This window comes from Photorhabdus sp. RM322S, from assembly GCF_042879395.1.
Taxonomy (GTDB): domain Bacteria; phylum Pseudomonadota; class Gammaproteobacteria; order Enterobacterales; family Enterobacteriaceae; genus Photorhabdus; species Photorhabdus khanii.
In genome coordinates this window covers 50,925-70,281 of sequence record NZ_JBHFKW010000019.1, presented here as the reverse complement: position 1 = coordinate 70,281, position 19,357 = coordinate 50,925, and the positions used below count along the sequence as shown (strand labels likewise).

Genomic DNA, 19,357 nt, shown 5'->3' with positions numbered 1-19,357 from the left:
CAAATTACATTTCGTTTTAGTTAAGCATAGTTTCAGCAGAATAAGCATAATCCCCTATCCAGAAGTTTATGTAGAAAAAAGATACGGCAATAATTTACCCAGTAATAATGAAGTTTACTCAATGCTAACTGCTGTTCACAGCCAGCTTCTACGCCTGTGACACTCTTCGGCTGAACACCTCAGCCGTTCTCACTCTGTGGATTAAACCGATCCATTGTCGAAACCAAAAATAGCGCTGCAATAACCACAAGTAAAACAGGCAAACCCGATGGTGCCACTGAACTCGCCACACCTGCAAGCAATGGCCCTAACAAACTCCCGATTCCCCACAACATAGCCGCAGAAGCATTAGCAACTATCAGATCATTTCCTGAAAAATACTGACCAATCTGTACCAACGCAATTGTGTAAATAGCCCCCGCCGTCGCCCCCAACACAATCAGCAAAGGCCAGATAAGATAATGATGTGTCATCGTGAACGGCAGTAAAACACTTGCTCCGAGCGTTACCGCTCCACAAATTCGGTACAGACGCACACGATTCATATGATCTGCCAGCCAGCCGAATGGAATTTGCATCAATGCATCACCCGCAAGAATGGTACTTATCATCAGCGCCGCTACCGCTTCGGTATACCCACAACTCATTCCGTAGATGGGTAATATAGAAAGAATAGTGCCGTCGAAAAAAGAAAAAAACAGCACCCCACCACAGATCGCCGGGGCAACCTTCACAAACTGAACAATAGAGAAACTGGATCCTTTGCCATGTTTCGGCAACTTATCGCCCTGCTTCTGATCTATCATTAAAAAAAGCACCACAGAGATGAAATGAATCAGAGTACAAATCAATATCGGTGTCTTATCTGTTACACCATACAAAGCGATAATAGAAGGGCCAAGCAACTGACTGACAGTAAAAGTCGTCGTATAAACGGCCAGTATCCTGCCCCGTTTATTCTCTTCAGAAAGTTCATTAATCCAGGTTTCCCCCAGACAGATAATTAACCCGCTAGCAGCACCAGTCATTAGCCGCAAAGGAAAAAGTAACTCCATCGATAACGAACTCAGCAGAGGAAGCAAACTGACAGCTGAAACCACTGTCGCAATCAGCATAGCGTGTTTCTTACCTATCAGGACCACAATTTTCTGAACTACCGGGGCACTCAACAAAACACCCAACGCCGGAGCCGCAGAAATTAAACCGATGTACAACTCATCAATGCCCTGGCTATTCAGGCGTAACGCTACCATCGGGATAGTCAAACCAATCACAATACCAATGACAGCGATACTACTGGTAATAGCAAAAATAGCGAAGAAACGGCTATTTCTGTAATGACGACTATTCATTTACTTATGCCCACCCTCTAGCAAAAAACAGAGAAAATAAATGCGAAATGAATCGAAAATAACAAGTTAATGATATTATACGAAATAAATAAATTTTTATTAGTTACTATTTCAAAGGGTAAATATATAACGATATATCAGCATTAACCCAGAAACCAGCACAATGATATTGATAAACTTCAGGAATATCTCTCTGGAAATTTTCAGTGTCATCTGGCGGCCAAAATAAATTCCCAACAACATGGCTGGGATAAATGCCAGTATTAATAACAAGAATGAACTATCCAGATAAATACCCAAGACAACGAAAATAATCACTCTTGTCAGGGTACTGAAGCCAATTAAAGTCGTCTGAGTAATCCGGAAAGCTTCCTTATCGGGTATCCGCCCGGCCAAATAGATGGCATAAAGAAAACCACCACTACCAAACAGTGCGCTGAAAACACCCCCACCCAAACCAAACGGAATCGCCGCTTTAACCGGGAATTGATGGTAAGCTTTACCAGAAAATAATGAATAAAATGAATAGAAAACAACAAATAACCCTAACACCAGAACCAGAACATCGGGCCGAGCCATCAATAAAATGGCTGCACCAATCAAACTACCGATAATCATTAACGGAACAATTAGCCTGAGCTCACTAAACTCGGCTTTTCTGCCATCTCTGACAATATTAATCACTGCGGCAGTTAAATCTATCAACGCAAGTAGAGGAACAATTTTCGCTACAGGGATATAAAGCGCCAGAATCGGACTAGCAATAAGTGCAGAACCAAACCCAGCCATGCCAAAAACCAGGTAAGCAAAAAAAACAGCAAAAATACAAATAAATAGATCGGGCCATGTCAGTATATGTAACATTGATATTTCCCTGAAAATAGTTATCAATCCGAGTGATCATTGTCTCAATATTAATAGCTTTTACTGTCGTTTGTCAGGACAATCTGCAAAAAATAACCACAGCAATTCAAAATACTCTTATGTATAAATGTACTGGTAACGGGATAGTGGAAAAAAATGAAGGAGCCAGAATTGTAAATAGACACAAATATTCGTTAAGTAATGAATGATCTACAGGTTTGCCTCATTTCTCAAATTAAGTTTACTAAGGTTTCCCCAAGCTAATGAAAAAAATAAAATCTCTGCCGCATCCCATACAAGCGCTATTACTGGCGCTCTATATCGGTATTTTTCTCAATTTATCAGTTTTTTACCGTCATTTTGAAGAGACCCATGTTGGTATTCACACTTCTAAGTTGGTTACCGGCAGCATTAAAGCTCTCGCCATTGTTCTATTCACCTTTTTTCTGTTACGTCTTCTTTCTTTAGGCGGACGCTGGTTCTACCGTATTACTGCCAGCTTATTAGTTCTATTCTCGGTTGCCGCCAGCTATTACATGACCTTCTTTAATGTCGTTATTGGCTACGGCATTATTGCTTCAGTCTTGACTACAGATATTGATTTATCCGTTGAAGTTGTTGGTTACAACTTTATCATCTGGCTAATTTTGCTCAGTATCTTGCCATTACTGCTTATCTGGTCGGGTAATTTGCACAATACTCTGCTTGAACAACTGCGAATGCCCGGCCAGCGAATAAAATCACTGGCAATCATGCTAATGGCTGCATTACTGGTATGGGTTCCGCTGGACTGGATGAACACTCAGCAAAAAGCTAACGACGTGCTCAATAATGTCGATATGCCAAGCTATGGCGGTGTGGTTGCACACTCTTACTTACCTTCTAACTGGCTGACTGCGCTTGGGTTATATATTACTACTGCGACAGATGAATATCTGAATCAGAATGAACTGTTTGATCCGACACAAAAGTTCACTTATGTCGCTCCACAAGGAATTAATGATACCTACGTGATATTTATCATTGGTGAAACTGCGCGTTGGGATCATATGGGAATATTGGGATATGAGCGCGATACAACCCCACTTCTGAGCAAAGAACCCAATCTGGTCTCGTTCCGTGGTGAATCCTGCGACACCGCCACCAAACTTTCCCTGCGCTGTATGTTTGTACGCGAAGGCGGCACCAAAAATAACGACCAGCGCACACTGAAAGAACAAAACATATTCTCAGTTATGCATAAATTAGGGTTCAGCTCAGAACTTTTCTCAATGCAAAGTGAAGTCTGGTTTTATAACAAGACCGAAGTGGACAATTTTGCTTTTCGTGAACTGATCGCCTCTGAGAGCCGCAACGATGGCAAGCCTGTTGACGATATGATGTTGATTAATGAGTTAAAAAAATCACTGGAACATCATCCAAGCGGTAAACATCTGGTCATCTTGCATACTAAAGGTTCTCACTATCTATATTCACAACGTTATCCGCGCAACTTTGCTAAATATCAGCCGGAATGCATGAACGTCGATGATAACTGTAGCAAAGCACAGCTCATCAACGCATTTGATAACAGCATTTTATACACCGATTACTTTATCAAAAACGTCATTGACCAGGTACGGAATAAAAAAGCGCTGGTATTTTACACCTCAGACCACGGCGAATCGATCAGCGATGATACCCATCTACACGGCACACCACGTCATATAGCGCCACCGGAACAATTCCGTGTGCCATTGATAGTTTGGGCATCAGATAAATTCCTAGATGCCCCAAATAATGCTCAGGCTTTTGAAAACCTCAGAACACAGGCCAAAACAGGTAATGCCTACCGCCATGTTGAGTTATATGACACCATTCTCGGCTGCCTCGGCTATACCTCATCGGACGGCGGAATTATGGCAAGTAATAATCTGTGCGGTGATTGAGGGATATTTCCAGTCCTAAAATACATCGCCACTTTCTTACAAAATGAATACTCGGTTATTCCGTTTTATACTTCAATGAATAATATAGTCATTCATTTTATCGATTGTAGTTAGATATTTTCAACAATAGAAAAACTAAGAACTCTATAAATATCTAGCTAAATTAAATCATAGATGAATATATTTTACGATATGTTATGATTCATTTTCAGACATGACTTAAGCCAACGAGAGACAAGATGCAAACAAACGAAAGAAAAGTACTATGCACTATAGAAAAAGGATATTCCTACGAAAGAGAAGATCAACTAGGGAAGCTCAGAGTGTATTTTGAGATTTTGAGTAATGGTGAAATTGTACCAATTAATAAAGAAAGTTTATTTTGTGAAACTGAACAGGTTTTCGTTACTTCAGGGTATAGCGAATTACGCGAAAAGTACAGCTCCTCACTTTTTGCAGCAACATGTGTTCCAACAAACTTTGAAAAAAAAGAAGGGAACTGCCAATATATCACCAGAGCAAACTTTTGCGAAGACATCAAAGGGCTTTTAGCCTGCCAAGTTTACGATCTTCCATTTCCTGATGTTAACGAAGCAGTTATTATTTTAACAGAAAAACCCTTAACAAAAACAATCTTAATCCAAGATAACAGCTATATCTATGGGCCTTTCGATTATGTTGATGAGATAGATCCAGCAACAAACCAACATATTTTACATTTAAAACCCATAAGTACTCCATTAAATAAAATCCAGCAATTTCATATTGGAAAAATAGGCATCCAAAAATGTATCGCATATTTATCACAAAATAATCATTCACATATGACTTTCTTATGTAATATAAAAAGAATATTTGAAAACATAGATGACACCATCGATTATATAACTAATGATCAAATCATTTCAACCTATGGAAATAGAATTGCACAAAATTCTGAAATAAGAAGCTTCAACAAAGGAACAATAGCACAAATTCGTAAATGCTATACTTCCTCACAAGAATTCAGAACTTTCCCTGAAAGATTTAATAGGCTATTTCAAAATTTAGAAATGGCGGAAAATTGGGATAATACCAGGAAAGATTTAATGGATAGTTTTCTTTCAATTGATAAAGGAAGAGAAATTTTAAAAAAATATATCGACGAGAATAAAGAAGAATATTTTCGGGAAGAGAAACAATCTTTTTTAAAGAAATTACAAGAAGATAAATTAAATCAGCAGCAAGCATTTAATGCATTAGTCAATAAAAAAGAGCAAGTAGAAGCTGATATCCGCAAAATGCTGCGAGCAAGAGAGCTATTTCAATTCAATGGTGGCCAGATATCAACAATCACTATTACGACAGAAGAAAAAAATAAGATTGAACAGAAACTATCTTCCCGACGTAAAGAATTAGATACTCTAACCGCAGAAGTCAAAGTCTTAGAAGAAAAACATAGTCGTTTTAAAAAAATCGAGGACTTAAAAAATGAAATAGATGATCTGGAACGTGAACGGGACAGATATAGAGACAGAAAAAGGCAGATGGAAGAGCAGGTTGAAGATGTTGCGAAAAAACTGAGAGAAAGTAATGAAGTATTAACCAGCCGGTTAGTTCAGCTTAAACCCGATGTGGATGCTTTATGTGGTTTAAAGCCAAAAGCAGTATTTAGCTCATTGGATTATAATGTCATAACAAGGAAAATTTCAGCAACTGAAAGTGATGAAGATACCCGTGAAAATCTCATCAATAGCGTCCTTGATGCTTTAAATAATCGAGGCCGTAAAACAGATTATTATACCGTTGCAAATATTCTGACAACAATAGCACAATGTCAGTTTACATTATTTAGCGGATTACCGGGAACAGGGAAAACATCGCTGGCAAAAATACTCGCAGCTAGCCTGGGGCTACAAAATCGCTTATTAAATATTCCTGTTGCGCGAGGTTGGACTTCATCAAGAGATGTATTAGGTTTCTATAATGCCTTATCCCAATCCTTTATACCTTCCGCTACTGGGTTGTTTGATTTAATTAGACACCTTCATTACGAAATGAAAGAGAAAATTGAATCAGCCGCTCCGGCTATTGTTTTACTTGATGAGTTTAACCTTTCACAACCGGAACACTACTTCAGCCCGTTCCTTGAAATGGCCGATCCTGAGTCTAAGCGAATAATTTTAACCGGTAATCCAGAGGAACAACATTTTCAGGTACCCACCTATTTACGTTTTTTAGGCACGATCAATCAAGACGAATCTGTTCAATCCCTTACTCCCAGATTGTTAGACAGGGCTGCTATAATCAATTTTGATGATTTTGAACAAGACTATGATTTGAGTGTAGTAAAATCAGATACCCATAAAGATTTAAACATTTCCCCAATTACCGGAAATAAATTCATTGATATTTTCCTTCCAAGATCTTTAGAAATGACACCAGATATTGAGCGAATTCTGCAATTAATAATCGAAACTTTACGTGATGATAACCCAGAATTCGGAACTCCCGTTATTGTTTCATATCGAAAAATAAAAGCTATTCGCTCATACCATAATGTGGCTGGCCCAATGATGTATATCGAAAGTAAATACAAAGCATTAGATTACGCTGTAGCTCAACATATATTACCTCTCTTAAACGGCTATGGACAGAATTTTGGTAATCGATTAAATACCTTGTTAGATAATTTACCTGACGAAATGGAACGCTCACATAAACTGCTGAGAAGAATTATTAGCACCGGAAACCAAAATATGTTTTGTTATGGGGCCAATATATGATCCGTTGGGAAATGTTTATCAATTCAATTTCTGATGGAGAAGTTGTTGATCTCAGAATCAACAACAAATATAAAATTACAGAATTAGATCATATTCTGTTTCAAGTTTCTTTATCGGAGGATGATATTGAGAAAAATGGCATTCCTATAATAATCATAGGAGATACATCTCTGGAATTAATTTTTTCTCACTATGAAAATAGTGAAAAAATATATACATCAATAGAACCACTAAATTCACATCGTTCAAGATATTTTTATAATTTTTTTGGGGAAAGCCAAGTTTCTCTATATATAGGAACCCAATATGCGCCTATATATAGTGTTACCTTTGATATTTTGGCAAGACGAGAAAATGCCACCCTAGCAAACATTATGCTAGAATATTTAACCGAAAACTTAGAGGATATTGTTTCCATTTGTTTTTCAAAAAGCAGAAAAACTGCATCATTTGATGAAGATAATATTTTTAACTTCAATAAATTAGAAATAATAAAAGAAACAGTTAATTATTTGACGCAACATTTGCCCTTATTTATTATAGAACATAGGCACGCTTTAGAACCAAAACTCATTCTATCAAAACAAGGGCAGCCAACCGGCCCAGATTCAATTATGTGGGCATTATACAATCTTGACCAATTATCTCCTGCAAATAATGAAGACGCCAACATATTCTATAATAACAGGGGATATTCTTTCAATGAACTTCCTAAAGAAACACTAAAAGAGAATACAGATATTTACGAAAACAAAGTCATCCACGCTTTTCTAAAACAAGCTAATGTCTTCCTGATGATGTTTAAAGAATCACTGATTTCTCCTAAAGATAAAATCCAATCTTTAGAAACAAATGAATTTATCCAATTTAACCATACAATGTCAAAATATGCAGATTTAGCCTTAATAAAAAAAGCCAAAAAAATTGAAAATTTAATTAGCACTTTAGAAAAAACAAGATTATTGTTTAATAAAAAAATACCCTCAACAGCGTCAATAGGTATCGTTCCTAAAGTCACACCTTATGTTGCTAAACATAATCATTACAGAAAAACCTTTTATCTGATTGAGCAATATCACCATGCGCCAACACCTTCTTTCATTGGCAAAGAACTTTTTTCAGGATTAAAGAACCTCTCAATAGTTTATGAAACTACCGTATTGATTTTATTACATGAGATTATTCAAGAAAGTTATAAAGTTCAGCTTATTGAACAGAATTATAGACTTCATTCGGAAGAATTACCTTTCGGTGGCGTAAAAATAGAAAGACCAACAAATGAAATTAATAATTATTTCTTATTTAAAAATGAAAACTACGATATTGAATTATTTTATGAAGCAAAAATTTTCCCTTTAAGCACCCATAGTAAAAAAGGAGATCTTGTTAATACGAGTAACAACATTGATTCTAATAAATACGGAAAACACCATTTTTGCCCTGATTTTATCATGAAAGTAAACTCAAAAAGTTGGAAAAACCCACTAATTATAATACTTGATGCAAAATATAAAGATGCAAAAACAATAAAAGAACATGATATTGATGAATTAACAAGAAAATATTTACTTAATATACATCAGGTTAATGAAAATATGGCATTAGGAATGTCTCCGGTAAAAATGCTTTTTATTCTATTCGCACACAATTCTGAAGAAACCGTTGTTAGATCAGTTGCTCCACAGCATTGTATCAATGGTCAGTTTCCAGTTTTACCACAATCAATTGCTATTTCAGTTAAACCTAATGAAAAGAATATATTAATCGAACACTTTATTGCACTTAAAGAAATTATGGATAAAAAGAATAAGTCCTAATTTCGTTAAAATAATGGATTTAATAAAATAATTACAATGATATAACAGACATTAATAATATAAAAATTTTATTTTAATTAAATCCTTATATTCTTGTTACTATGATCTTATGTTTACAGATAATGAAGTATTCCACGCTGATTAGGAAAGCATCCAGGAAACAAATATTTATTTTTTGGATTAAAATTTAATTTTAATCACTCAACAAGAAAACATTATAAATTGAAATTATTCTCAATCAAAACAATATAAGATAATTATAAGAACAATATAAAAACAGTAAAAGTGTTATTATATAATAAAAAAACAGATATCTCACCGGATTATATTTCAAAGAAAAAACAGCAACTATATTAAATATCTCAAAAAAATAAAAACAAAAAAAACATATATTCTTGATGTTTATCATGATAACTCTGTCACTCCAAAAACACATATAATATTTATTTGCCCTGGTTGTTTTAAGATGTTATTTATTTTCACCTACTAAGATTTATTTTTATTTATAAATCTTGGACGATTTGTGTAGTTGAATATCTAAATGTTATCAATACTTTTCTTAAGAGGAAATTATTATGGAATATCAAAAGATTGGGCAAATGAGCCTTAAAAACTCAGGCGGATTTGTTGCTAGAATCCAATTTAGTTATATTGATGCCAACGGTGAAAAATTTCTAAGTAAACAAAGTGATGATATTACTCTTGGAGTAACAAAGACTATTGATCCAGGCGATCTTGGGGTTCCTGATGGAGCGACAGTTTATATGCATGTGTTTGTAGTATGGGGGCGTGATAATGAAGCTCATCAAGTTTTTTTATACGAAAAAGGAAATCAAGCAATTGCCAACTATATGATCAGTGGTACAACATTAAATAATGATCTTGGCTTGATCGATGTTATACAGTAATACATATAGGTCCTGCAAAAGCAGGGCCTTATAAGCTAAAGCTTTACTTTTTCTGCCTACGGTAAATCCTAGAGCGGTTATGCATTAAGGAGAAATATGAAATCACGAGCCGCTGTTGCATTCGGGCCGGGCCGCCCCCTTGAAATCGTTGAAATCGATGTTGCCCCACCCCAAGCCGGTGAAGTGCTGATCAAAATCAGCCATACCGGTGTGTGTCATACAGATGCCTTTAGCCTGTCAGGGGATGATCCGGAAGGCATTTTTCCTGCCGTACTCGGGCATGAAGGCGCAGGCGTAGTCGTTGAAGTTGGAGAAGGCGTCACCAGCGTCAAACCCGGTGACCACGTTATCCCTCTTTATACCGCAGAATGCGGAGAGTGCCTGTTCTGCAAATCCGAAAAAACCAACCTGTGTGTGGCCGTACGAGCAACTCAAGGGAAAGGTGTAATGCCGGATGGCACAACCCGTTTTTCCTACCAAGGACAGCCTATTTACCACTATATGGGATGTTCCACATTCAGCGAATACACAGTCGTGGCCGAAGTATCACTGGCAAAAATCAACCCGGAAGCAAACCATGAAGAAGTGTGCTTGCTGGGCTGTGGTGTCACAACCGGCATCGGTGCAGTGCACAATACCGCTAAAGTGCAACCTGGTGACTCTGTCGCCGTCTTTGGGCTCGGCGGCATTGGCCTTGCTGTACTCCAGGGAGCTCGTCAGGCAAAAGCGGGCAGGAGCATCGCCATCGATACAAATCCAGCAAAATTTGAGCTGGCCAGACAGTTCGGCGCAACCGACTGCCTGAACCCGAATGATTACAACAAGCCTATTCAGCAGGTCATCATCGAAATGACGGAGTGGGGAGTGGATCATACTTTCGAGTGTATTGGTAATGTCAATGTTATGCGTGCCGCGCTCGAAAGTGCACACCGTGGCTGGGGGCAATCAGTGATTATTGGGGTGGCGGGTGCAGGACAAGAAATCGCAACCCGACCATTCCAACTGGTCACCGGCCGTTCGTGGCGAGGCACCGCCTTTGGTGGCGTTAAAGGCCGCAGTCAATTGCCTGACATGGTGGAAGAAGCAATGAAAGGTAAAATTGAATTAAAACCTTTTGTTACTCACACCTTACCGCTCGAGCGCATCAATGAAGCCTTCGAGCTGATGCATGAAGGAAAATCTATTCGTACAGTCATCCATTACTAAGTTGTTTTGCGGGAGTTAAAAACCGTGCTGTGACAGACGGTTTTTAACAAAACAGAAAACGCTGGCCGGGTTCACCGTAAAATGAATGAATCCGTAGGTTTTACAGAGAGGAAAAAGAATAGAGAGGATTGAACGCCACGCTTATTTTGGGGATGGCAGGATGTTTTATCAGCACGAATCAGCCATACTTGGCTGCACCATGACTTTTGCTGTCTATCTTCCTCCTCAGACTGAACATCAGAAAGTTGTTGTGCCTATCACCACGCTCGTACAAAAGGTGTGTTGTTGTTCATAGCAAGATTCTTTTTTGTGATTTCAGTTATAAAAATCCATTTGAAAAAAAATAGTACTGTTCATCTTCAGCACAGTACTGTTATTTTAATATAGTTATATCTTATTGTAGAGCCCCGGTATTAAATCATTACTTATTATTCGGTTGGAAATATAGAGGTGAAGACTTGAGCGATTTTGTATTCTCGAAAAACCATCTTAATCCCTTTCAATCTCAGTTGGAGGAACTTGATTCAAAATTAGTTCCTGTTGAAGGGGAAGTTCCTTCAGAGTTAAAAGGTACTTTCTTTAGAATTGGTCCCGGTCGCCTGCACAGGGGAGACGAATATTATAATCATCCATTTGATGGGGATGGGATGATATTTAAAGTAACGTTCAGTGATAATGGGATATTCTATAGAAACAGACATGTGTTAACAAAGGAATACTTAAGAGAGGAAGAAGCTCAAAGGTTACTATATCGCTCAGTTGGAACCATCCCCAGAAAACTAAAACTCAGGATGAGGTTTTTTATTATTAAAAATCCGGCAAATACAAATATTGTGTATCATTCTCATAAACTTCTGGCGTTGTGGGAAGGAGGGATGCCACATTTAATTAATCCGGTAACTCTTGAAACAATTTCAAGATATGATTTTTTTGGAAAGCTAAGAGCACGATTTTCTTTTCTTCCCAAACTAAACCTTCGTGAAGTACCCTTTACCGCACATCCTAAAAAAATACCAGATGATGATAATTTATATGGATTTGGTGTGACATATGGTATTCGAACTAAGTTGACACTATACAAAATAGACAGTGCCGGTGACATGACTGTCATACTCAACATTCCGCTTAAGAAAAGGCAATTAATTCACGATTTTATAATGACAAAGAATTATTTTTTGTTTTTTTTAGGTGGGCCGCATATAAATCTTAAGTTGAGAAATATAATTGGCAATGAAAGCATCCTTGCATCTATGAATTCACGTGAAAATGAGAAGGGCCAAGTCCTTTTAATTTCAAGAGAAAGCCATGATGCTAAATTCTATGATGCAGTTCCTGGATTTGTTTTTCATTTCGCAAATGGCTATGAAGATGCTGATGGAAATGTGATTTTTGATGCCTCATTTTGGCGGTCATTCCCAGTATTTACACAAAATATATTTAAAAATAATAGTTCAGAGCTTTGTCGTTTTACTTTATGCACTGCATCCGGGAATGTTGATAAAGAAATTTTATTCAGGGGGAACACCGATTTTCCAGCCATAAACCCTATAGTTTGTAGCAGAAAGCACAGATATGCCTGGTTCGTTTGCTGGGGGGACACTGAAAGTGAAGGGAGATCAATAATTAAATTTGATTTTGTTGATAGGAGTGTAATAAGTCACTGTTTTGATAATGATTTGCCTGAAGAGCCTGTTTTTGTAGCCAAAAAGGATTCTGTTAAAGAAGATGATGGTTGGCTTATTTTTAAGGTTTATGTCGCAAAATTGCACTGTACAGATGTCGTGATTTTGAATGCTGATGATCTCTCAATGGTGTGCAGATTACGTTTGCCGCACCATATTCCAATGGGAATGCATCACTGCTGGATAAATGAAGTTATGCTAGAAACCTGAAACCTGTAGTAATAGTAAGCTTATCATTGTCTTTCAAATGGCTTAGTGAAATTATTTACGTGATTCGGGAAATACTTATGAACGTTAGTACTGCACAAGCTATGAATTACGAAGAGACATTACTGGAGTTACAGAGTGCACTACAACAGCACCTGGAACGGATACTTCCTTCAGAAGCCCCGGATGACAAAGTCTGCGCAGCCATGCGAGCAAGTACACTGGTATCTGGAAAACGTATCCGCCCCCTCTTATTGCTGCTCATAGTCCTGGATCTTGGAGAAAACCCCTGGAAGACTGACTTTCTACAGCTGGCATCTGCAATTGAAATAGTGCATGCAGCCTCATTAATTTTAGACGATCTTCCCTGTATGGATAATGCTGAACATCGGCGCGGACGCCCAGCTATTCATCGGCAGTATGGTGAAAGTGTCGCGATCCTGGCGGCTGTAGCCTTGTTGAGCCGGGCTTTTGGCCTCATTGTAGAAACAAACCTTTCTGAATACGATAAATCTGCTTCTGTCGCCATACTTTCTCATGCAATTGGTTTAAACGGTCTTGTCCAAGGACAATTTCGCGATCTGAACAATACATTATGTACTGGTAATTATCATGCCATTGCGGCCACCAACGATTTAAAAACCGGTTTGCTTTTCGACGCAACACTTCAGTTAGCGGCAATTGCTGTGAATGCACCTGATATAATTCGTCAGGCATTGCGTCATGTATCACAACATTTGGGGCAGGCGTTTCAATTACTGGATGACTTGAGCGATGATCTGAATAATACAGGGAAAGATATGTATCAGGATAAGGAAAAGTTAACAATGGTGACTCTGCTCGGAAAATCTAAAGTACATGAACATTTACGCAGGCACATCAGATACATTGATAAATATTTGGCGGTAGTGTGTCGCAGGCATTCAGCCTCACGATATTTTATACGACGCTGGTTTGATAAAAATATTGCGATGTTTAATGAATTTCAACCTTGGCCCAAAAAAAATGAAAAAGATCGATCACACTCAGCGTAAAAATGAGCATCTGGATATTATATTCCACTCCCCTCAAACTGAGACCCAGGTAAAAACGGGGTTTGCTGAGTGGCGATTTCAGCATTGTGCTCTGCCAGAATTGGATCTGGACAGTATAGATCTTAAGTGTTCCCTCTTTGGAAAAACTTTGCAAGCACCACTGCTCATAAGCTCTATGACTGGAGGGGTTCATCGTGCTCATGCGATTAATCACCATCTTGCAGAGGCAGCTCAAGTACTGGGAATTTCAATGGGGGTCGGGTCACAGCGTGTTGCTCTTGAAAATGAAGCAAATGATGGGCTTAATCGCTCACTACGTCAGATAGCTCCTGATATTCTCCTTTTCGCTAATCTCGGGGCAGCCCAAATTCGTGGCGAGCACGGGTTTAATTATGCTCTGCGAGCAGTACAGATGATTGAAGCCGATGCTCTAATTATCCATCTAAATCCGCTACAGGAGGCGCTGCAACAGGGGGGAGACCGTAACTGGTGCCATGTTCTATATGCTATTGAACAACTCGTAGCAAAACTTGGGGTTCCCATAATTGTTAAAGAAGTAGGTTCAGGTTTATCGCTTCCTGTAGCACACCAATTGGCAGAAGCGGGAGTCAGTATGCTGGATATAGCCGGGGCTGGAGGAACCAGTTGGGCAGCGGTTGAAGCTGAACGCGCATCCACACCGTATCACCACGCACTGGCCATGGCATTTGCTGACTGGGGAATTCCGACCACGACAGCACTGCGTGAAATACGCGGGGCACTTCCAAACATGCCACTGATCGCCTCTGGCGGCATCAGAAATGGTGTTGATGCTGCCAAAGCTTATTGCATGGGGGCACAATTGGTCGGCCAGGCCGCTGCCGTCATACATAGTGCAGCCCTCTCCACAGATGCAGTTATAGAACACTTCCAATTAATTATTGAGCAGATAAAAGTCGCCTGCTTTTGCACAGGAAGCGCCGATATTGCGGCGCTGCGTACAGCTATTCTGCTACCAACATGAGTTTTTCCGCTACGAATTTCCGTGATGTATATAACTCTCGATGAGGTTAATAACTTGGTGATTGTCGGATGATCAACAAAATGATGTACGACTGGGATCTGATTTTGGTGGGGGGAGGATTGGCCAACGGACTGATCGCGATGCGTCTTCAGCAGTGTAAACCGCATCTGCGAGTGTTGCTCATTGAAAACACAGAAACAATAGGGGGAAATCACACGTGGTCATTTCATCAACACGATCTTACTGAGGCGGAACATGGGTGGATAGCACCGCTGATCACCTATCGCTGGTCAGGTTACGACGTAATTTTTCCAGCATTTCAACGCACATTGCCACATTCATATTTCAGTGTCACATCCCAACACTTTGCCAACATACTCCGTGCGTATTTGGGCGAGCGTATACAGACTCGTTTATTGGTACAGAAGCTGACGCCACAGAAGGTTTACTTACAGGATGGTTCGGCTCTAAGTGCAGGCGCAGTCATTGATGGGAGAGGCTGGCGACCAGGACCGTTTATGGGGAATGGTACCCAGGCATTTTTTGGTCAGGAATGGGAGCTGGAAGAGTCGCACTCTTTAACCCATCCGATTTTAATGGATACCAGTGTGGGACAGAATACAGGTTATCGATTTGTCTATGTCCTGCCGTTTTCCCCAACTCGTCTGCTGATAGAAGACACACATTACGTTGATCGAGAACCGCCGGATAAGACCTTGTCACAGGCAACTATCGCAGAGTACGCGAAGAGGCATGGCTGGAAACTGGGTAAACTAGTTCGAGAAGAGAGCGGTTGTCTCCCGATTACACTTACGGGGGATTTTACCTCTTTCTGGGCACAACTAGCAGGCCAGCCCACCTGTGGGTTGCGTGCAGCTTTGTTTCACCCCACGACAGGCTACTCTCTGCCACACGCCGTTCGGTTAGCAGATCGTATTGTTGCTCTGCCGGAGCTTACTGATACCTCCTTATTCATTACCCTCAGGGATTACGCACGACAGCAGTGGCAACACCAGCGCTTTTTCCGTCTTCTAAATCGCATGCTCTTCCTGGCTGGGGATCCACAACAACGTTGGCAGGTGATGCAACGTTTTTATCAACTTTCCCCAGATCTGATTGCGCGTTTTTATGCGGAGCAACTTAATTTCGTCGATAAGGCCCGGATTCTCATAGGTAAACCGCCGGTGCCGATAAAAGGTGCCCTAAAGGCCATGTTTAAACAACACAAGAAGCTTCAGGGATTTTATCATGATTAAAGCGCTGGTAATTGGTGCTGGTTTTGGTGGGCTGGCGCTGGCAATAAGGCTCCAGTCTGCGGGGATCCCGACATGTATTTTGGAACAACGGGATAAGCCAGGTGGACGCGCCTATGTTTATAAGGAACAGGGGTTCACCTTTGATGCTGGCCCCACTGTCATCACCGCTCCCAATGCCATTGAAGAATTGTTTACACAGGCTGGTAAACGTATGGCTGATTACGTCGATTTACTTCCCATACGCCCTTTTTATCGGCTCTGTTGGGAATCGGGCAAGATGTTTGATTACGACAATGATCAGCAACATCTGGAAGCGCAAATCCATACATTCAATCCAAGTGATGTTAACGGGTATCGACGCTTTCTGGACTATTCTCGGAAGGCCTTTGATGAAGGCTACCTGAAACTTGGAACGGTGCCCTTCCTCTCTTTTCGCGACATGCTGAATGCGGCTCCCCAGTTAGTACGTCTACATGCATGGCGTAGTGTTTATAGCCAGGTGGCACACTATATCAAAGATGAGAGTCTGCGCCAGGCATTCTCATTTCACTCGCTACTGATAGGAGGTAACCCCTTTGCTGTATCTTCTATCTATACTTTGATCCACGCACTGGAACGAGAATGGGGAGTTTGGTTTCCGCGTGGAGGAACCAGCGCCCTGGTCGAAGCAATGGTGAAATTGTTTACCGATATTGGTGGAAAAATTGAGCTTAATGCAAAGGTAAAACGCTTCACCACCCATGGCAATCGGGTCACAGGTGTACAATTGACTGATGGACGAAATATGACATGTGACGTTGTGGCCTCAAATGCCGATGTTGTGCATACCTATAAGCACCTGTTAGGTCAGCATCCGGTCGGAATGGCCCGCGCCCGAACACTGGTGCGTAAACGAATGAGCAACTCACTGTTCGTGCTTTATTTTGGTCTGAGCCACCACCATGCGCAATTAGCCCATCATACAGTTTGCTTTGGTCCACGCTATAAGGAACTCATCGAAGATATTTTTTATCATGACGGACTGGCAGAGGATTTTTCGCTCTATCTCCATGCCCCCTCTGTTACTGACCCATCTCTTGCTCCCCCGGGGTGCGCAAGTTACTATGTTCTGGCCCCTGTACCACACCTGGGAACAGCTAATCTCAACTGGGATATAGAGGGGCCACGCCTACGTGACCGTATTTTCGCGTATCTGGAAAAGTACTATATGCCCGGTCTACTCAAGCAGTTAGTCGTTCATCGTATCTTTACCCCATTTGATTTTCGTGACCAGCTAAATGCCCATCTAGGTTCGGCCTTCTCCTTTGAACCGTTGCTGACACAAAGCGCCTGGTTCCGACCACACAATCGGGACAGCCATATTGATAATCTGTACCTCGTCGGCGCAGGCACGCATCCTGGAGCGGGTATTCCCGGCGTGATGGGGTCAGCAAAAGCCACAGCCACACTGATGTTGGAAGATATCGCCAGATGAATCCCGCGCTGCTTAAACATGTTAGTCAGATAATGGATCAAGGTTCAAAAAGTTTTGCCAGTGTCGCCCGACTTTTCGATACGGCAACACGGCGCAGCACAATGATGCTGTACACCTGGTGTCGCTATTGTGATGATATAATAGACGGGCAAGAGTTGGGGGGACAAATAAGCAATGTTGATAAGTATGACGCTTGCGAGAAACTTCAAATGCTGCAATACCTAACGAGGCAAGCTTATGACGGTTTGCCAATGACCGAACCTGCTTTTGCAGCCTTTCAGACAGTAGCTCTGAGTCATGAAATCCCTCAGCAACAGGCCTTCGAACATCTGGAGGGATTCGCGATGGATGTACGCGGTGACCCTTGCAGAACGTTAGATGATACTCTGAGATATTGCTACCATGTCGCGGGAGTAGTTGGGCTGATGATGGCAAGGGTGATGGGGGTTCACAAAGCGAGTGTGCTGGATCGGGCCTGCGATCTAGGAATTGCTTTTCAATTAACTAACATTGCTCGGGATATTATTGAGGACGCGAAGGCCGGGCGTTGCTATCTTCCGCTAGAATGGCTTTACCAAGAAGGGCTAATGCCGGACACACTTATTTATACCGAAAACCGTCCTGCGCTTGCTCGGGTGGCATCCCGGTTGGTGGTGGAAGCGGAGTCTTATTATACCTCTGCTCTGACAGGGCTTACTGGTTTACCTTTGCGTTCAGCCTGGGTCATAGCTTCTGCTCATGGTATCTATCGTGAAATCGGCATTAAAGTGCAGCAAGCAGGAGTACAGGCCTGGGAGTGCAGACAAGGAACTAATCGTAGAGAGAAAGTTACCTTATTAATGGCCGGCGCAATGCAGGCGCTTATGTCTCGAGTGGCAATAATAACGCCTCGCGATCCCAAATTGTGGCAGCGGCCTCATTAAAACTTAACGCCACTTCGTTGTGTAGCACCCTACATTTCGTCACCTGAACAGAGATGTTAACTATGGAATGTCAAATTATATGGAACTTGCAATGGCTGGCGCAAAGTAGGTTATTTCCCCGCAACCAGCCTTTTCCTGACATGCTGCACTCCCCTCCCTCTTTCGAGGTTCAAACCCATTACTGGGTAAGGATTAGTCAGGCTTGCAATAGGCATTCCAACAGCCTATGATTATCACACCAAAACATGATAACCACTTGTTTTTAAAATAAAAATTTCACACTCAGAACGGAATGTCATCATCAAAATCCATCGGTGGCTCATTGCCTTGTGGAGCAAGGGACTGAGCCGGACGGGAAGGCGCACCGCCGCCGCTGAACTGCTGAGATTGTTGTGGCTGTGATTGTGGCTGCTGTGGCTGTCCCCAACTACCGCCTTGTGATTGGTTATCCTGTAAGCCGCTTGCACGCCCACCCAGCATTTGCATGGTACCACCCATGTTTACCACCACTTCAGTGGTGTAACGCTCCTGGCCGTTCTGATCTTGCCATTTACGGGTTTGCAGAGAACCTTCGATATAAACCTGTGAACCTTTACGCAAGTATTCACCCGCGACTTCTGCCAGTTTGCCGAATAAAACAACCCGGTGCCATTCAGTCTTCTCTTTCATCTCACCGGTCTGTTTATCGCGCCAGCTTTCAGAAGTCGCCAGAGTAATGTTAGTAACTGCGCCACCGTTCGGCATATAGCGGACTTCTGGGTCCTGCCCCAGGTTGCCGATTAAAATAACTTTGTTTACGCCTCTGCTGGCCATTGGGAATACTCCTGATGAAATGAATTTCTACAATTATAAGCAATGCAGTTTAACATGCGACGCTAAAAATGAAACGCAGCCACATTAGAACTGACTTTGCGAAGCTCACCGTACTTTATACTGTA

14 protein-coding genes are annotated in these 19,357 nt (G+C 41.0%); 11 read left to right on the top strand and 3 right to left on the bottom strand.

Features of this window, described 5'->3' with window-relative positions:
- Positions 1-179: 179 nt before the first annotated feature.
- Positions 180-1,352: an MFS transporter gene (locus ACGF63_RS12930; RefSeq protein ID WP_152963968.1), complete on the bottom strand. Its 1,173-nt coding sequence runs from the start codon at positions 1,350-1,352 to the stop codon at positions 180-182.
- A gap of 111 nt (positions 1,353-1,463) precedes the next feature.
- Positions 1,464-2,216 (bottom strand): sulfite exporter TauE/SafE family protein, encoded by a 753-nt coding sequence (locus tag ACGF63_RS12925; RefSeq protein ID WP_036846689.1) that lies wholly within the window; start codon positions 2,214-2,216, stop codon positions 1,464-1,466.
- 263 nt (positions 2,217-2,479) lie between these two features.
- On the opposite strand from ACGF63_RS12925, the gene eptB reads away from it, so the two are divergent.
- From eptB to crtB, 11 genes are all read left to right on the top strand, one after another.
- Positions 2,480-4,144, top strand: coding sequence for a kdo(2)-lipid A phosphoethanolamine 7''-transferase (gene eptB, locus ACGF63_RS12920; protein WP_036846692.1), 1,665 nt, complete (start codon positions 2,480-2,482; stop codon positions 4,142-4,144).
- A 239-nt stretch (positions 4,145-4,383) separates the two neighbouring features.
- The gene (locus tag ACGF63_RS12915) at positions 4,384-6,909 is read left to right on the top strand and encodes an AAA family ATPase (protein ID WP_036846695.1); all 2,526 of its coding nucleotides are present in this window, start codon (positions 4,384-4,386) and stop codon (positions 6,907-6,909) included.
- Positions 6,906-8,726 (top strand): hypothetical protein, encoded by a 1,821-nt coding sequence (locus ACGF63_RS12910; RefSeq protein ID WP_387631265.1) that lies wholly within the window; start codon positions 6,906-6,908, stop codon positions 8,724-8,726. Before ACGF63_RS12915 ends, ACGF63_RS12910 begins: the two co-directional genes overlap by 4 nt.
- A 575-nt stretch (positions 8,727-9,301) precedes the next feature.
- Entirely contained in the window at positions 9,302-9,634 is a 333-nt protein-coding gene (locus tag ACGF63_RS12905) for a hypothetical protein (protein ID WP_036846697.1), read from the top strand.
- 96 nt (positions 9,635-9,730) lie between these two features.
- Positions 9,731-10,840, top strand: coding sequence for an S-(hydroxymethyl)glutathione dehydrogenase/class III alcohol dehydrogenase (locus ACGF63_RS12900; protein ID WP_152963971.1), 1,110 nt, complete (start codon positions 9,731-9,733; stop codon positions 10,838-10,840).
- Positions 10,841-11,298: 458 nt separating this feature from the next.
- Positions 11,299-12,732 carry a carotenoid oxygenase family protein gene (locus ACGF63_RS12895; protein ID WP_387631262.1) on the top strand — a complete coding sequence of 478 codons (1,434 nt, stop codon included), beginning with the start codon at positions 11,299-11,301 and terminating at the stop codon, positions 12,730-12,732.
- A 77-nt stretch (positions 12,733-12,809) separates the two neighbouring features.
- Positions 12,810-13,763: a polyprenyl synthetase family protein gene (locus ACGF63_RS12890; protein ID WP_152963973.1), complete on the top strand. Its 954-nt coding sequence runs from the start codon at positions 12,810-12,812 to the stop codon at positions 13,761-13,763.
- Positions 13,735-14,766, top strand: coding sequence for a type 2 isopentenyl-diphosphate Delta-isomerase (gene fni / locus ACGF63_RS12885; RefSeq protein WP_152963974.1), 1,032 nt, complete (start codon positions 13,735-13,737; stop codon positions 14,764-14,766). Before ACGF63_RS12890 ends, fni begins: the two co-directional genes overlap by 29 nt.
- 80 nt (positions 14,767-14,846) lie before the next feature.
- Entirely contained in the window at positions 14,847-16,022 is a 1,176-nt protein-coding gene (gene crtY / locus ACGF63_RS12880) for a lycopene beta-cyclase CrtY (RefSeq protein ID WP_152964001.1), read from the top strand.
- Complete coding sequence (locus tag ACGF63_RS12875) at positions 16,015-17,496, top strand: phytoene desaturase (RefSeq protein ID WP_387631258.1); 1,482 nt, start codon at positions 16,015-16,017, stop codon at positions 17,494-17,496. The genes crtY and ACGF63_RS12875 overlap by 8 nt, the downstream gene beginning before the upstream one ends.
- Entirely contained in the window at positions 17,493-18,419 is a 927-nt protein-coding gene (gene crtB / locus ACGF63_RS12870; RefSeq protein WP_152963976.1) for a 15-cis-phytoene synthase CrtB, read from the top strand. Before ACGF63_RS12875 ends, crtB begins: the two co-directional genes overlap by 4 nt.
- 282 nt (positions 18,420-18,701) lie before the next feature.
- Here the strand turns inward: crtB and ACGF63_RS12865 are convergent, their stop codons facing one another.
- Positions 18,702-19,232, bottom strand: coding sequence for a single-stranded DNA-binding protein (locus tag ACGF63_RS12865; RefSeq protein WP_036846716.1), 531 nt, complete (start codon positions 19,230-19,232; stop codon positions 18,702-18,704).
- Positions 19,233-19,357 lie beyond the last annotated feature (125 nt).

Excerpts from the sequence above, each read along its gene's own strand:
- ACGF63_RS12930 (WP_152963968.1), bottom strand. The coding sequence starts at position 1,352 with ATGAATAGTCGTCATTACAGAAATAGCCGTTTCTTCGCTATTTTTGCT.
- ACGF63_RS12925 (WP_036846689.1), bottom strand. The coding sequence starts at position 2,216 with ATGTTACATATACTGACATGGCCCGATCTATTTATTTGTATTTTTGCT.
- eptB (WP_036846692.1), top strand. The coding sequence starts at position 2,480 with ATGAAAAAAATAAAATCTCTGCCGCATCCCATACAAGCGCTATTACTG.
- ACGF63_RS12915 (WP_036846695.1), top strand. The coding sequence starts at position 4,384 with ATGCAAACAAACGAAAGAAAAGTACTATGCACTATAGAAAAAGGATAT.
- ACGF63_RS12910 (WP_387631265.1), top strand. The coding sequence starts at position 6,906 with ATGATCCGTTGGGAAATGTTTATCAATTCAATTTCTGATGGAGAAGTT.
- ACGF63_RS12905 (WP_036846697.1), top strand. The coding sequence starts at position 9,302 with ATGGAATATCAAAAGATTGGGCAAATGAGCCTTAAAAACTCAGGCGGA.
- ACGF63_RS12900 (WP_152963971.1), top strand. The coding sequence starts at position 9,731 with ATGAAATCACGAGCCGCTGTTGCATTCGGGCCGGGCCGCCCCCTTGAA.
- ACGF63_RS12890 (WP_152963973.1), top strand. The coding sequence starts at position 12,810 with ATGAACGTTAGTACTGCACAAGCTATGAATTACGAAGAGACATTACTG.
- fni (WP_152963974.1), top strand. The coding sequence starts at position 13,735 with ATGAAAAAGATCGATCACACTCAGCGTAAAAATGAGCATCTGGATATT.
- crtY (WP_152964001.1), top strand. The coding sequence starts at position 14,847 with ATGATGTACGACTGGGATCTGATTTTGGTGGGGGGAGGATTGGCCAAC.
- ACGF63_RS12875 (WP_387631258.1), top strand. The coding sequence starts at position 16,015 with ATGATTAAAGCGCTGGTAATTGGTGCTGGTTTTGGTGGGCTGGCGCTG.
- crtB (WP_152963976.1), top strand. The coding sequence starts at position 17,493 with ATGAATCCCGCGCTGCTTAAACATGTTAGTCAGATAATGGATCAAGGT.
- ACGF63_RS12865 (WP_036846716.1), bottom strand. The coding sequence starts at position 19,232 with ATGGCCAGCAGAGGCGTAAACAAAGTTATTTTAATCGGCAACCTGGGG.